This window comes from Streptomyces xanthochromogenes (assembly GCF_014650455.1).
Lineage (GTDB): Bacteria > Actinomycetota > Actinomycetes > Streptomycetales > Streptomycetaceae > Streptomyces > Streptomyces xanthochromogenes.
In genome coordinates, this window is the sequence record NZ_BMUZ01000015.1 from 8,257 (window position 1) to 23,269 (window position 15,013).

The following is a 15,013-nucleotide window of genomic DNA, read 5'->3' on the forward strand; positions in this document are numbered from 1 at the left end:
GTCGTCAAGGGATCGGGGCCCACATGTACCAACAAGTTGCGCGAGTGCGTCATGATGAGGGCATGAGCAAGCAGCCGAAGTATCGGCAGGTGGCCGACGCGCTCCGCCGCGAGATCGACAACGGCACGTACGCCCCTGGGGCGCGGTTGCCGTCAGAAAGCGAGCTGTCCGCCCGGTTCGATGCGTCCCGCAATACGGTGCGGTCGGGTCTGAACCTGCTGGTCACGGAGGGATTGATCTCGTCCAGCCAAGGGCTGGGCTACGAGGTGCGTTCGCATGAAGTCTTCGTGCTGAACGCGTCCCGCTTCGAGAACTTGGATCTCCCGCAGAACGGCGACGCGTACAGCACCGACGTGACGGCCGCCGGACGCCGGCCGCATCAGACCTTCCGGGTGGAGCTCACCACGGCCCCGGAGTACGTGGCCGAGCGGCTCAAGGTCGAGGCCGGGGATACGGCGGTCCTGCGGTTCTGTCACCGCTTCGTGGACGACGTGCCATGGTCCACGCAGGCCACCCACTACCCGGAGTGGCTAGTCACCAAAGGCCCGCGCCTGACCGAGCCAGGAGACATCGCCGAAGGGACGACCCGCTATCTCGCCAGTCTGGGCATTGAGCAGATCGGGTACTTCGATGAGATCGCTACCCGCATGCCGACGCCGGAAGAGGCCCGGCTCTTGGAGATAGGAGCCGGGGTGCCGGTGCTCCTCTGGACGCGTACCGGCTTCTCGGATGAGCGCCCGATCCGCTGCACCATCACGACCTTCCGGGGCGACCTGAACCGGATGAACTACGAGATCGGCGAACTGTCCGCCCGAAGCGAGAACGAGCCCCAGTGATAATCACCCCTGCCCAGCCGGGCGACCTTGCCAAGCTGCTCGCCTTCCGAGAGGAGGCGGCGGCTTGGCTGAGGGAACTCGGGAGCGACCAGTGGAGCCGCCCGTACCCGGCCGACCGTCTGATGGCCACCATCGAGAGCGAGACCGTGTTCATGGTCCGCGACGAGGATGCCACCGCCGCCACCATCACACTGACCCCAGAGGCTGAGGCGGGTCTCTGGACGGGTGACGAACTGGGCGAGCCGTCGATGTTCATCAACAAGCTCACCGTTGCCCGCACTCACGCCGGGCAGAACGTCGGCGGCCGGTTGCTCGACTGGGCAGGGGACCGGGCGCACCGCGCGTCCGCGAAATGGCTCCGGCTCGATGCTTGGACCACCAACGAGGGTCTACAGCGCTATTACCTTCGCCAGGGGTTCGATCACGTCCGGACCGTGAGGGAAGGGGGAGCGGTCAACGGTGGCCCGCGCGTCTCGGGATGGTTGGCGCAGCGGCCGGCCCGTCCGACGGATCACGGGTTCGTGGACCTGACCCCCGCTCCATCTGCCGTTTCGCCCATTTCCTGATGCGCGGCTGGGGCCGTCTGTGGGCCGTCAAAGGGCCGCCAACGCCGACTGATGCCGACCAACGTCGACCGCTCGGGGGAGAGCGGCCGACGGAAGGAGCGCTGATCAGCGGCCTCTGACCTACCCATTCGCTCGCAGGGGTGGCGGTACGGCAAGATGGGGTGTATCTGCCCACACATCGATCTGCCGGACGGTTTCTCTTGGCTGAGTACATCTACACCATGCGCAAGACGCGCAAGGCGCACGGCGACAAGGTGATTCTGGATGACGTCACCCTGAGCTTCCTGCCCGGCGCGAAGATCGGTGTGGTCGGCCCGAACGGTGCCGGTAAGTCCACCGTTCTCAAGATCATGGCGGGCCTTGAGCAGCCCTCCAACGGTGACGCCTTCCTGTCGCCCGGGTACAGCGTCGGCATCCTCATGCAGGAGCCGCAGCTCGACGAGTCCAAGACCGTTCTGGAGAACGTGCAGGACGGCGCCGCCGAGATCATGGGCAAGCTCAAGCGCTTCAACGAGGTCGCCGAGCTCATGGCGACCGACTACTCGGACGCGCTCCTCGAAGAGATGGGCAGGCTCCAGGAGGACCTCGACCACGCCAACGCCTGGGACCTGGATGCCCAGCTGGAGCAGGCCATGGACGCGCTGGGCTGCCCGCCCGGCGACTGGCCCGTGGTCAACCTCTCCGGTGGCGAGAAGCGCCGCGTCGCGCTCTGCAAGCTGCTCATCGAGGCCCCGGACCTGCTCCTCCTCGACGAGCCCACCAACCACCTCGACGCCGAGTCGGTGAACTGGCTGGAGCAGCACCTCTCGAAGTACGCGGGCGCCGTGGTGGCCGTCACCCACGACCGGTACTTCCTGAACAACGTCGCCGAGTGGATCCTTGAGCTCGACCGCGGCCGCGCCATCCCGTACGAGGGCAACTACTCCACGTACCTGGACAAGAAGTCGGCCCGCCTCAAGGTCGAGGGCCGCAAGGACGAGAAGCGTCAGAAGCGGCTCAAGGAAGAGCTGGAGTGGGTGCGGTCCAACGCCAAGGGGCGTCAGACCAAGTCCAAGGCCCGCCTTGCCCGTTACGAGGAGATGGCCGCCGAAGCCGACAAGATGCGGAAGCTGGACTTCGAGGAGATCCAGATCCCGCCGGGCCCGCGTCTGGGCTCCATCGTCGTCGAGGTCGAGAACCTCTCGAAGGCCTTCGGCGACAAGGTCCTGATCGACGACCTGAGCTTCACGCTGCCGCGCAACGGCATCGTCGGCGTCATCGGCCCGAACGGCGCCGGCAAGACCACGCTGTTCAAGATGATCCAGGGTCTTGAGACGCCGGACAACGGCTCGATCAAGATCGGCGACACGGTCAAGATCAGCTACGTCGACCAGAGCCGCGCCAACATCGACCCCAAGAAGACGCTGTGGGCCGTCGTCTCCGACGAGCTCGACTACATCAACGTCGGCCAGGTCGAGATGCCGTCCCGCGCCTACGTCAGCGCCTTCGGCTTCAAGGGCCCGGACCAGCAGAAGCCCGCGGGCGTGCTTTCCGGTGGTGAGCGCAACCGCCTCAACCTGGCGCTGACGCTCAAGGAGGGCGGCAACCTGCTGCTCCTCGACGAGCCCACCAACGACCTCGACGTCGAGACGCTCTCCTCCCTGGAGAACGCGCTCCTGGAGTTCCCCGGTGCCGCCGTCGTGATCTCCCACGACCGCTGGTTCCTGGACCGGGTGGCCACCCACATCCTCGCCTACGAGGGCGAGTCCAAGTGGTACTGGTTCGAGGGCAACTTCGAGTCGTACGAGAAGAACAAGGTCGAGCGCCTCGGTGCGGACGCGGCCCGCCCGCACCGCGCCACGTACAAGAAGCTCACCCGGGGCTGATCGTCAGTGGCCCGTCATATCTACCGCTGCCCGCTGCGCTGGTCGGACATGGATGCCTTCGGGCACGTCAACAACGTGGTCTTCGTCCGGTACTTGGAGGAAGCCCGCATCGACTTCATGTTCCGGCTGGCGCCGGGCGACGGGTCGCCGTCGTTCCAGGGCGGGTCCGTCGTGGCCCGGCACGAGATCGACTACAAGCGACCCCTGGTGCACCGGCACGAGCCGGTCATCATCGAGTCGTGGGTGACGAAGATGGGCGCGGCGTCGCTGACCATCTCCTACGAGATCAAGGAGCCCGGCGACGGGGGCCTCGTGTACGTCACGGCGTCCACCGTCGTCGTGCCCTACGACCTCGCGGCGGGGCGGCCGCGGCGGATCACCGCCGAGGAGAAGGCCTTCCTGCGGGACTACCTGGACGACGACGGTGCCCGTGCCGACGGTCAGGAGCGGGCCGCGGCATGAACGCCGTGCTGGGGTTCGACGATGCCAGGGAGGTGGCGGATCTCGCCGCCTTCCTCGGTCGCCTGATCCACTACGACCGGGCCGCCGCCGTCCGCCTCCAGGCGGGTGGCGGGGCGCTGGCCGTCTTCGGCCGGCCGCCGTCCTTCGAGGTCCTCGCGATCCGCACGGCGCGGCTCAGCGACGCGTCCCTCGCCCTGGACGTGACCGTCTCCGCGGGTGAACTCCTCGAATCCCTCGACGAGTCGGCGGTCGCCGCGGGCGTTCCCGCCGCCGTCACCGGGCCGCCGTGGGCCGGGGTCCTGCCGCCGCGCGGTGGCTGGCAGCCGGTTCCGGGGCTGCCGGAGCCGGAGCGGATGCGGGGCGCGGTCGCGGCCGCGGTCGCCGAATTCCGGTCGCGGGACGAGGAGTTGCCCGAGGCGCTGCGTACGCGGGCCGAGCGCGAGCGGATCGGGCGTGAGATCTGGTCCCGTACGCTCGGCTCCACCGAGCTGCCGCTGCGGGCCGTGCACGCGGCCCAGTCCCTCGGGTTCCTGCGCCCCGTACGTGCGCTCGCCTCGGCGGGCGCGCCCTCCGCCCCCGAACCGGTGGCCCTTTTCGCCTCCGGCCCGTGGCTGCGGCTGCGCACGGCCTACGGCTCGGTCGCGCTTCGCCGCGCGGGTGCGGCGGGTCTGTCGGTAACCCCGGCCTGACCATACGGCCCCGCGCCCCGGCCCGGGCACGCCGCTCGCGCAGTTCCCCGCGCCCCCAACTTGCTCTTGTCTGCGGGCCGTTGGTGGTGTTCGCGCGGTTCCTCGCGCCCCTGACCCGTTCTTGTCTGCGGGCCGTGGTGGGCTGTTCGCGCAGTTCCTCGCGCCCCTGAACCCGCCTTCGTCTGCGGGCTCTGGTGGGCTGTTCGCGCAGTTCCTCGCGCCCCTAACCCGCCTTCGTCTGCGGGCCGTGGTGGGCTGTTCGCGCAGTTCCTCGCGCCCCTAACCCGCCTTCGTCTGCGGGCTCTGGTGGGTTGCTCGCCCAGTTCCCCGCGCCCCCAACTCGCTCTTGTCTGCGGGCCGTTCGTGGTGCTTGCGCAGTTCCTCGCGCCCCCAACCCGTTCTCGTCCGCGGGCCGGGGCAGGGGGAGCGTCGGGGTCCTACTGGTCGGCCGGGCGGATCTGGATGTGGTCGGGCTCCAGTTCCAGCGCAACCCGGTCTGCCAACTCCAGCGCGCGCATGTACTCCGCAGGCAACTGCAACCGCCCCGCCCGGTCGAGCATCGCGTACTCGCGGGCCACCAGGGACTCCTCGCCGGTCGCCGCGTCGACCTGCGTGCGGCGCAGCACCTCCGTCGAGGTGCGGCCGTCCCGGATGGCCACCGTGCGGCGGACCTCGCTCGCCACCGCCTGGTCGTGGGTGACGATCACGATCGTCGTGCCGAGCTCCTCGTTGGCCCTGCGGAACGCCGCGAAGATCTGCTCGCCCGTCGCCGAGTCGAGCTCACCCGTCGGCTCGTCGGCGAGCAGCACGGATGGGCTGTTCGCGAGCGCGACCGCGATGGCGACCCGCTGCTGCTCGCCGCCCGACATCTGGTGCGGCCTGCGGTCGCGGCAGTGCGCGACCTCCAGGAGGGCGAGCAGTGAGTCCGCCCGTTCGGCCTTCTTCCGCTTCGACTGGCGACTGCCCAACTGCATGGGCAGAGACACGTTCTGAATGGACGTCAGATACGGCAGCAGGTTGCGGGCCGTCTGTTGCCAGACGAAGCCCACGACATCGCGGCGGTAGCCGAGCCGGGCCCGGGAGTCCATCGCCAGCAGGTCCCGCCCGGCCACCCTCGCCGCCCCGGCCGTCGGGACGTCGAGCCCGGCCAGAATGTTCATCAGCGTCGACTTGCCGCTGCCCGAAGCGCCGACCAGGGCCATCAACTCGCCCTCGGAGACCAGGAGATCGAGTCCCTGGAGGGCCTGGACCTCTACGCCGTCGGTGGTGAAGACCCGTACGAGCCGGTCGCACGCGATCAGCGCGTCATGGCCGTAGGCGGGCCGCTCGCGGTGGGCGGTGGCCCGGCGCTCCAGGTCTTCGAGCGATGTGGTCATCGAGCGTCTCCTGCCCTGAGTTCGGTGATGGTTCCGCGGCGGCCGCTCCACCAGGCCTGTGCCGCCGCGACGCCCGCCGCGAGCAGCACCACGCATACGGCGGGCAGTACCAGTGACATCGGGTCCGCGCGCAACTCGGCGCCGACCGGCGCCAGGCCGCCGGTGCTGGCCAGGGCCAGACCCGCCAGGTCGATGCCGGGTGCGAGCAGGGCGATCGAGGCCCAGCCGGTGAGCGCGCCGCCCGCCCCGGCGAGGAGGGCCGGCGGCAGCGCCTCCAGGACCAGGAGCAGGCGCCCTTGACGGCGCGTCAGGCCCATCGTGCGCAGCCGGGCGAGCAGCGCGGAACGTTCGGGGGCGCCGCGCAGCAGCGAAAGCAGCAGGGCGAGGACGGCCAGGCCCGCGCCCGCTGCGACGGCCGCCGCGTAGATGCGTCCGGCGCCGGTCTGCAGGGGCGAGTCGGCGTACTCCTGGCGCACCTCGGAGCGCAGCAGCACGCTCGCGTGGGCGCCCTCGGCGGCCTTGCGCAACGCCTTCGCGTCCAGGGAGACCCCGCCGACGAGCAGTACGGTCGGGTACTTCGTGCGCAGGCCCGCGGTGTCGAGGAGCAGGAAGTCGCTCTGCGGTACGGCCGCCGAGCGGTCCTGGGCGGCGATCACCCGGACCGTCACGTCCTGACCCCCGACATGCAGCCTGACCGGTTCCTTGCCCAGGTGCCGGGCGACGGACGGCGAGGCGATGGCGGGCAGCACGGCCTTGCCGGGTGCGCCGGGCGGCGCCTCCAGCAGGTCGGCGTCGATGCCGAGCGCGGTGCCCGCGGTCAGCCGGGCGTAGGAGGCGGGGTCGATGCCGGCGACGGCGGTCCTGTCGCCGTCGCCTGCGCCGGAGGGCAGCGGCACCGAGTATTCGATGTGGACCGGCGAGACGCCGGCGACGCCCGGCACCTTCGAGACCCGCTCCGGCAGGTCCTCGGGCAGCGGCAGATCGCTGCCGATCCGCGCGTCGGTACCCGTCGCGTACAGCGCGGCCCGGTCGCGCGCGTCGGCCGAGCCCGCCAGGACCGAGCCGCCGAACGCGGCCGTGGTCAGCGCCGTGAGCAGGGCGAGCAGCGGCAGTGCGCCGCCTCCGGGGGCACGTCCGGCCCGGGCGAGCGACAGGAAGCCGACCGTGCTGCGCAGCCGGGCTGCCGGGCGGGCCGCCCAGCGCAGCGGCAGCGGATAGAGCCGGATCAGGACGAGCGCCGCGATCACCCCGACCAGTACCGGTGCCGCGCTGAGCAGCGAGTCGGTGGGGCCGCCCGCGGTGCCCCGGCGGCGCAGCGCGAACACCGCGGCCACCGCGAGCGCGAGCAGCGTCAGCTCGGCCACCGTGCGCCGCGCGGAGGGCTTCTCCCTTACCAGATCGGTGCGTTCGGCCGCCGAGCGGACCGTGCGGTGGGTCAGGGCCGCGCGTACCGGCAGCGCCAGGCAGCCGAGTGCGGCGACCCCGGCGGTCGCCGCGAGCGCGGGCCCGAACCGGCCCTCGGGCACGGCGAGCACGGCGAGCAGCAGGCCGAGGGCGGCGGCCGGCACGACCACGACCGCGCTCTCCGCGAGCAGCCGTCCGGCGATCTGGCGCAGCGCGCCGCCGCGGGCCCGCAGCAGGGCGAGTTCCGCGGTGCGGCGGGACGCGGCCAGGCCGCCCGCCATCAGGAGCACCACGGCGGCGACCGTCGCGGTGCCGAAGCCCGCCACCGCCACCACCGGGTCGATCGAGTCGCGCACGGCCTCGTAGGACAGGAGCACCCGGTCGAGCTCGGTGTAGGAGGTGGCCGAGGTGGCGTAGACGGTGTGCAGCCGGGAGAGCGCCGGGCCGCTCCCCAGGGACGCCAGTGACGACTTCACCCCGCCCAACTGACGTGCCGTCAACGTCGCTGTCCCGGGCGCGAGTTGGACGTACATTTCCGGCTTGCCCTCGGTCGCGAACAGGGTCGCGGCGGCGCCGGGTGCGAGCAGCAGACCGCCGTGCCAGTACTTCGGCGCGTCGCGGTCGTCGCTCGCGGGGACCAACTCCGGGGTGCGGAGCGCCGAGAGGACCGACCAGTAGCCGGCCTGCGGCAGCAGGGGTGCCACGATGCCGGTCACCCTGAACGCCAGCGGCGGACGTCCGAGCCCGGCCACGCGCAGCACCGAACCCGCCGTGATGTGCAGGGTCCTGGCGGTCTCCGCGGTGACGGCGACCTCGGCCTCCGCCGCCTGCCGGCCGGCGGAACCGGCGGGCAGCCGGCCCGACACCAGGCGGCTGTGCGAGCCCAGATCCGCCTGCGAGGCCACGGTGAACCGCGGCGGAAGCCCGTTGGGGCGGGGCAGGTACGGCTCGTCGGACACCAGCGTGCGGGTGGTCCGCAGCCCGTACGTCGACTGGGTCGGGTCACTGGTGAGCGGGGCGGGCACGTTCCGCACGACCGCGTCGAAGCGCTGCTTCATCGGCTGGGGGCCGACCATCTCGGCCCGCTGGTCGTCGGGCAGCGCGAGCCCGGGCGCGCCCGCGGTGAACTGCAGGGCGGTGCGGCCCGGCGGGGCCGATGCCACGGTGTCGCGCAGGCCCTCGTCCTCGTACGTGTCGACCCCGCGCGGGTAGGCGGCGGCCAGCCACGCGATCACCAGGACCAGGAGGGCGAGCGCGGCCGCGGCGCCCGGTGCGGTGCGCAGCCGGGTGCGTGTCCAGGGTGCGACTGCCTTGCCGGTCATGTCAGTTGCCCCCTTGGCTGCGGAGTGTGACGGCGGGGTCGGTGCGGCGCAGCGCGATCGCCGCGACGATCAGGACCGGCACCGCGGCGATCCCGGCAAGCAGCAGCGCCACCCGCCCGGCCGGCAGCTCGACCAGGACCGAGGGCACCGGCTGGGCGGCCTGGTCGGTCAGCACGATCAGCGGAACCACCGCTCTGGTCAGTACTTCGCCGAGGCCGAGCCCGGCCAGCAGCGCGATCCCGATCAACACGCCCTGTTCGGCGGCGATCAGCCGGGCGAGCTGGCGGCGCGGCGTGCCGAGCGCGCGCAGCACCCCGAACTCCCGGCCCCGCTCGCGCAGCGATCCGGTCGCGCTCACCGAGAACCCCACCGCCGCGAGCGCCGCGGCCACGACGGACGCGGCGGCGAGCGCGGACTGCGGGCCCGCACCCAGCGGGTCGCCGCCGAGCTCCTTGGCGATCTCGGTGCGGGACACGATCTGCGCGGGGTCGGTGTCGGGGCGGTCCCTGAGCGCGGCGGCGGCCTCGGCGGCGCGGCCCGGCGCGGTGGTCAGCCACCACTCCGTGGGGGACAGGCTGCCGCCCTTGTCCTGGAGGGCCCGGTTGACGGCCCGCAGATCGAGCAGCAGGCCACCGCCGTCGACGCCGGGCGCGTTCGTGACGCCGCCGCCGGGGCCGACGGCTCCGCTGCCAGTGGTGGGCAGCTGCTTCAGCCGCCCGACGATCCGCACCTTGACGGTCTGGCCGGAGAACGTCACGTCGATGGTCGCGCCGACCTTGCTGCCGCTGGACTCCAGGAACCGGTCGTCGGCGACGGCGGCCGGCATGGGCGCGGTGGGCCGGTGCGCGGCGAGCGTGAGCGTGCGGGTGGCCGAGGTGAGACCCGTGTCCCAGTTCGTCTCGCCCTTCACGTCCTCGCTGTCCGCGGTCCACTGTCCGGCCCTCGGGACCGCGAGTGCGGTCTCCTTGCCGCCCGGTCCGGTCGTGCGCAGCCCGTCCAGGATGAAGCTCTGCCGGGGGGTCCGCGCGTCGGACAGGCTGGACACCACGTCGAGACCGGTCAGGAGCAGCGGCCCGGCGGGGCGGCCCGTCGGCCTGCCCGCGGCGGCGCCCAGGTCGAGGGTGAGGTCGTGGGGGCGGCCGTCCGCGGGCAGCGTGCCGAAGCCGAACCGGTACTGCAGGCCGTAGCGGTCCTCCAGGGCGGCCGTCACCGTGCCGGCCTGGGCTCCCGGAGCCCCGCCGGTCAACCGCAGCGTGAGGTCGAGCCGCTCGGCGTCCGCGGGCAGGGCGGTTCCCGGCGGGGCGTCCTGCCGCGGCGTGAGGGGAGCGAGCACGTCCTTGCCGGAGCGGCCCGCGAGGTCCTCGCGCAGCAGGAAGCCGTCGGCGTGCCGGGTGTCCAGGGCCAGTACGGTGCCCGAGCGCCCGGCGCTCATCGACATCGAGGTACGGGCCGCGGGGGCGGCGGCGCGGACGCCGGGGACCGTGTCGTAGGACCCGGCCTGCCCCAGGGGGCTGGTGGTGGAGCCGAGGACGCGGATGTCGGTGCCCGCGCGGAAGTCGGCCTGGTCGCTCTGCGAACGGTTCCAGGTCGCCGACTGGCCGAGCGTGAGCAAACCCATCGCGACCGCGAGGACCAGGAGCAGCACCGGGCCCGCGCCGCGCAGCGGGCGGCGGCTGAACTGCCAGCCCGCGAGCGCCGTCGGAAGGCCGCGCCCGCCCGCCGCCCGCCGCTCCGCGAGCCGTGCGGCGGGCGGCATCAGACGCAGGACGAGTACGGTCCCGGCGAGCAGGGCGAGCGCGGGCGCCGCCACGAGCAGCGGGTCGATGCCGAGCCCGCCCGAGGAGTCGGTGCTGAGGGCGCCGCCCCCGGAGGCCGAGGTCTGCCGGTCGAGCTGCCAGTAGGCGACGCCCGCGATCACCAGGAGCCCGACGTCGGCGCCCGCGCGGACCGGTGCGGGCAGCGCGCCGGCCCGGCCCGCGCGGCGCAGCGGGCCCGCGGAGAGGGCAGGAGCCACGACCGCGGCGGCGCAGCCGAGCGCGGCCAGGACGGCGACCAGCCACACCGTGCCGGTGAGGGAGGTGTCCAGGCGGAGCCCGGCCCGGGCGAGTGCGCCGCGCCCGGCGAGCAGCCGGGTCAGCGGGCCCGCGAGCAACGGTGCGATCAGCGCGGCCGGCGCCGCGAGCAACAGGGCCTCGGCGGCGGCGAGCCCGGTGATCTGGCGCCGCGATCCGCCGCGGGCCCGCAGGAGTTCGATCTCGCCGGACCGTTCGCTGCTCAGGAGCCGGGCCACCAGGAGCAGCGCGTACCCGGCGAGCAGGACCAGTTGGAGCGCGACGATCAGGAGGGTGGAGCGGGAGACGAGCAGCGAGCGGTCGGCCCGCTCCAGGATCTCGGGCAGCGAGGTCACCGCGGTCGCGCTGCCCGCGAACACCGGTTGTTTCACCAGGGACTTGGGGCCGTCGACGGCCGTGCCGCGCAGTTTCGCGGTCCGGCCGGTGTCGATGCCGGAGAAGTCGGCGGCGGCGAGCCAGCCGCTCTGGCCCGCGCTGACCCGGCCGCCCGCGAGCACGGAGTCGTCGGCGAGCAGCGGGCCGTAGGTGGTGAAGTCGACCTTGCGCATGCCCCGGCCGCCGAGGTCGTCCAGCCGCCAGTACGCGTCGGAGACGTCGACGGCCCGGTAGATGCCGGTGATGCGGACGGTGACGCCCGGCCCGCCGAGCCGGTCGGCGAGGGCGAGTGTGGCGCCGGGGCGCAGGTCGAGGCGCCCGGCGGCGGACTGCGGCAGCGCGACCTGGATCTCGGCGGAGGGGGATGAGGCTCCGGAGCCGGCGGATGGGGCCGCCGGCCACCGGCCCGCGGTGAGGCGTACCCGGGAGCGGTCCATCGAGGCGAACAGGGTGAGGTCGGGGTTGCCCCCGCGGGCGTCCGGCGACTGCACGGAGCGCGGCAGGGAGTAGGGCCCGGACTGGGTGAACTCCCTTGTGGTGAAGGGAAGTCGGTCGAAGGTCGCGCGGGCCCCGGCGCGTACCGCGTCCGTCGCCGCCCGCCGTTGGTCCGGCTTGATCTCGGACTTGACGGCCAAGGCGGCGGGCGCCGCGGAGCGGGTGGCGAGGGTGCGGCGCAGCGCCGCGTCCGCGACCGATCCGGAGAACGCGGTCAGCGCGGCCAGTACCGAGGTCGTGAGCAGCACGGCGAGCAGCGCCGCCGCGAGCAGCAGGCGGTGTGCGCGGACGCGCAGAAAGACGAAACCCGGCACACGGCCCCCCAAGGCTTTTGAGCCATCCCCCCGAAATGTGCCCAGATGCTTTCAGAGGGTTTGGGGCCGCGGAAACCGCTTACCAACCGTTCTTGCTCGATCGTGATCGGAATGCGACCACAGACGACCGGATTCCGGTCGCGAGGGCAATCTCCGAGGGTGCTTTCGGGCACCGGGGGGTGAGGCCGGGGGCTCAGCCCTCGGAGTTGACCATCGAGGCGGCCGCGTACGTCAGGTAGTTCCAGAGCGTCTGCTCGTGCTCGGGGGACAGGCCCAACTCGTCGACGGCCGTGCGCATGTGACGCAGCCAGGCGTCGTGCGCCGCCCGGTCGACCGTGAACGGCGCGTGCCGCATCCGCAGACGCGGGTGGCCCCGGCCGTCGCTGTAGGTGCGCGGGCCGCCCCAGTACTGCATCAGGAACAGGGCGAGTCGCTCCTCGGCCGGGCCCAGGTCCTCCTCGGGGTACATCGGGCGCAGCAGCGGGTCCTCGGCGACGCCCCGGTAGAAGAGGTGGACGAGCCGGCGGAAGGTCTGCTCGCCGCCGACCTGCTCGTAGAAGGTCTGCTCCTGGAGCGTGCCGCGCGGAATCTCGGTCACGTTGAACACCCTCGCAATGCCAGTCGGGCCTGCCCCGGACCATGCCCGGGGTCCAGGGGCCGTCCCCCGGGAAATACGGCACGCTTCCATGGTCTCAGACGCGGTGACCGAGGACCGGCGGCGTAGGACCACGTGCCCGGCGGGCGGTGCGACGGGGAGCGCACGACCACTCGCCTCCGGGGCCCGGTCGCAGCACAGTGGACCCATGAGCGCGGACCTGGCACTGAGGCGGGACCTGGTGCGGCGGATCGCCGCGGGCGGGGCGCTCGCCGATCCGGCCCTGCGGGCCGCCTTCGAGGACGTGCCGCGCCATCTCTTCGTGCCGTACTACTACGAGGCGGCACCGGGCGGCCACGTCCGGTTGTGGGGCGAGGACCCCGATCAGGGCCGGCGGGAGCGCTGGCTGACCGGGGCGTACGCCGACGCCCCACTGGGGACCCGGATGCGCGACGGCGACCTCGTCTCCTCCAGCAGCCAGCCCTCGCTGATGGCCCGCATGCTGGAGGCGCTCGACCTGCGTGACGGGGACCGCGTCCTGGAGATCGGCGCGGGTACCGGATACAACGCGGCGCTGCTGTGCCACCGGCTCGGCGAGACGAACGTGACCACCGTCGACCTCGACCCCGAGATCACCGAATCGGCCCGGACGCACCTGGAGGCGGCCGGGTACCACCCCGCCGTGATCACCGGGGACGGGGCGCGCGGAGTGCCCGCGCGGGCACCCTTCGACAAGGTCGTGGCGACCTGCACGGTGGATTCGGTTCCGGAGGACTGGCCGGCCCAGTGCGGCACCGGCGCGCTGATCCTGGCCCCGCTCGCCACCGGCCTGATCCGGCTGCGGGTGGCGGGCCCGGGCCGCGCCGAGGGCCGCTTCCTGCACACCCCGGCCTACTTCGTGCCGCTGCGCGGTACGGGATCGCCGCCGCGGGGCACCCCGTACACGGGCGGCCTGCCCCGCGAGAGCGTCACGAACGAGCTGTTCCGCTTCCTGCTCGAACTGACCGCGGGCAGCCTCGATCCGTACGAGGCGCACGCGCTGTGGCGCCGCGAGCAGCGCCCGCCGCGCGAGCGGTTCGGGGTGACGGTGGACGGCGGGGCCCAGTGGGCGTGGCTGGACGATCCGCAGGGGCCCTATACCTGGCCCCTGCGGGATCGGCCCTTCAGCCCCGGCGGACGGTGATCGTCGTCCAGGCGCCGACGTGCACCCGGTCGCCGTCCTGGAGCGGCACCGGCACATACGGCTGGATCGGCTCGCTCGATCCGTTGACCGTGGTGCCGTTCGTCGAGTTCTGGTCGACGACCGCCCAGGTGCCGTCCGGCTGTTGCACGAGCACCGCGTGCTGGTGCGAGACGCCCGGGTCCTCCGGCGGCACCGACAGGTCGATGTCGGGTGCCTCGCCGGTGGAGTGGCGGCGGCGGCCGATGGTGATCTGGTTGCCGGACAGCGGGCGCTGCTGCTCGGGGGAGTACGCGGGCAGGTTGAGCCCGGCCGCCTCCGGGCCGCTGCGCTGCATCATCGCCAGGAAGTAGTCCCGGTCGGGACCGATGGTGATGGACCAGCCGGCCGGTGCCGGGGGCGTGACGGGCTGGGGCCAGTCGTCGTTCCGCTCGGGAGCGGACGGCGGAGCCGGCTGGGGCGCGGCCTGCGCCGGCGGCGTGGACCGGGGTGCGGGCTGCGGCCAGTCGTCGGCGCCCCGCTCCTGGGGCGGCTGCGGCGCGGACGGCGTGGCGGGCTGCGGCCAGTCGTCCCCGCGGTCGGGCACGGGCTGGGGCCAGTCGTCGCCGCGGTCCGGCGCGCCCCGGCGGCCCGAGTCCGGCACGGCCTGGGACGGCGGCGGCAGCGTCCAGTCGTCGTCGCGCGCGGGCGCGGGCTGCGACGGCTGCTGGACCTGCGGCGGGACCGGCGGTGCCTGGTGCTGGAAGGCGGGCGGCGGCGGGGGCGGACCGGCCTGGCCGCCGTTGAAGGGCCCGGGCGGCGGGGGCGGCTGCTGCTGGAACGCGTTCGGCGGCAGCTGCTGCCCGGAGCGCTGCGAGGGCTCGGCGGCCAGCGGCTCGGCCGGCCGGTTCACCTGCGAGGGCCGTGAGCTCTGGTACTCGTACGGGTCGCGCGGCGCGGGCGGCGGGCCCTGCTGGAAGGCGGGCGGCAGGTTCAGGCCCGGGCCGGGGCCGGGGGCCTGCGCGGGACCGGGGGCCGGACCGGGGCCGGGACCCTGGCCGGGCATCGGCTGCTGCGGGGCCAGCGGGGTGTACGACGTCGCCGTGTTGGTGAGGAAGTTCCAGCGGCACTCCTCGCAGAACGGCGCCCCCGCCTCGCGCGGGGTGCGGCACTGCGGGCAGAGCTCGGCCTGGGCGGTGGCGCCCGGATCCCCGGGACCCGGGTAGCCGTACGCGGGCGGAGGCGGGGGAGGCGGCGGCACGGCGCCCATGCGATGGCCGCAGATCTCGCACCAGTCGTCGGAACCCGACTGGTGTCCGTTCGGGCAGGTCGGCATGGAGTCGCTTCCCCCTCTCATCATCCGGCCCCGTGGGCCGCGGCGTTTCGGTGGTTCTGGGTGCTGTCGGTACTTCTCAGCACTTCTCAGCACTTCTCGGTGCGGATCAGAGCTTTTCGGGCGCAACCACGCGCTTCGCGGGCGTAG

The 15,013-nt window shown here is 73.2% G+C and carries 11 protein-coding genes; 6 read left to right on the forward strand and 5 right to left on the reverse strand.

The window, feature by feature from the left end; genetic code table 11:
* The first annotated feature begins 62 nt into the window (after nucleotides 1-62).
* The 5 genes from IE267_RS32625 to IE267_RS32645 all read left to right on the forward strand — a co-directional run bounded on the left by IE267_RS32625 (nucleotide 63) and on the right by IE267_RS32645 (nucleotide 4,418).
* Nucleotides 63-836: a GntR family transcriptional regulator gene (locus IE267_RS32625; RefSeq protein WP_100578490.1), complete on the forward strand. Its 774-nt coding sequence runs from the start codon at nucleotides 63-65 to the stop codon at nucleotides 834-836.
* Nucleotides 833-1,402 (forward strand): GNAT family N-acetyltransferase, encoded by a 570-nt coding sequence (locus tag IE267_RS32630; protein ID WP_189765645.1) that lies wholly within the window; start codon nucleotides 833-835, stop codon nucleotides 1,400-1,402. Before IE267_RS32625 ends, IE267_RS32630 begins: the two co-directional genes overlap by 4 nt.
* Before the next feature lie 200 nt (nucleotides 1,403-1,602).
* A complete protein-coding gene (gene ettA / locus IE267_RS32635) occupies nucleotides 1,603-3,267 on the forward strand; it encodes an energy-dependent translational throttle protein EttA (protein ID WP_161256472.1) in 1,665 nt (554 codons plus the stop codon).
* Nucleotides 3,268-3,273: 6 nt separating this feature from the next.
* Complete coding sequence (locus IE267_RS32640) at nucleotides 3,274-3,729, forward strand: acyl-CoA thioesterase (RefSeq protein WP_161256469.1); 456 nt, start codon at nucleotides 3,274-3,276, stop codon at nucleotides 3,727-3,729.
* Entirely contained in the window at nucleotides 3,726-4,418 is a 693-nt protein-coding gene (locus IE267_RS32645) for a DUF8185 domain-containing protein (protein ID WP_167153105.1), read from the forward strand. The genes IE267_RS32640 and IE267_RS32645 overlap by 4 nt, the downstream gene beginning before the upstream one ends.
* A 437-nt stretch (nucleotides 4,419-4,855) precedes the next feature.
* Here IE267_RS32645 and IE267_RS32650 read toward each other — a convergent pair whose 3' ends face one another.
* The 4 genes from IE267_RS32650 to IE267_RS32665 all read right to left on the reverse strand — a co-directional run bounded on the left by IE267_RS32650 (nucleotide 4,856) and on the right by IE267_RS32665 (nucleotide 12,374).
* Nucleotides 4,856-5,794 carry an ATP-binding cassette domain-containing protein gene (locus IE267_RS32650; protein WP_167153106.1) on the reverse strand — a complete coding sequence of 313 codons (939 nt, stop codon included), beginning with the start codon at nucleotides 5,792-5,794 and terminating at the stop codon, nucleotides 4,856-4,858.
* Complete coding sequence (locus tag IE267_RS32655) at nucleotides 5,791-8,520, reverse strand: FtsX-like permease family protein (protein ID WP_189765646.1); 2,730 nt, start codon at nucleotides 8,518-8,520, stop codon at nucleotides 5,791-5,793. The genes IE267_RS32650 and IE267_RS32655 overlap by 4 nt, the downstream gene beginning before the upstream one ends.
* 1 nt (nucleotide 8,521) lies before the next feature.
* Nucleotides 8,522-11,776, reverse strand: coding sequence for an ABC transporter permease (locus tag IE267_RS32660; protein ID WP_189765647.1), 3,255 nt, complete (start codon nucleotides 11,774-11,776; stop codon nucleotides 8,522-8,524).
* A gap of 193 nt (nucleotides 11,777-11,969) precedes the next feature.
* Entirely contained in the window at nucleotides 11,970-12,374 is a 405-nt protein-coding gene (locus IE267_RS32665; RefSeq protein ID WP_161244241.1) for a globin, read from the reverse strand.
* A 205-nt stretch (nucleotides 12,375-12,579) separates the two neighbouring features.
* On the opposite strand from IE267_RS32665, the gene IE267_RS32670 reads away from it, so the two are divergent.
* Complete coding sequence (locus tag IE267_RS32670; protein ID WP_189765648.1) at nucleotides 12,580-13,554, forward strand: methyltransferase domain-containing protein; 975 nt, start codon at nucleotides 12,580-12,582, stop codon at nucleotides 13,552-13,554.
* Here the strand turns inward: IE267_RS32670 and IE267_RS32675 are convergent.
* A complete protein-coding gene (locus tag IE267_RS32675; RefSeq protein WP_189765649.1) occupies nucleotides 13,535-14,866 on the reverse strand; it encodes an FHA domain-containing protein in 1,332 nt (443 codons plus the stop codon). The genes IE267_RS32670 and IE267_RS32675 overlap by 20 nt on opposite strands.
* Between the last annotated feature and the right edge of the window lie 147 nt (nucleotides 14,867-15,013).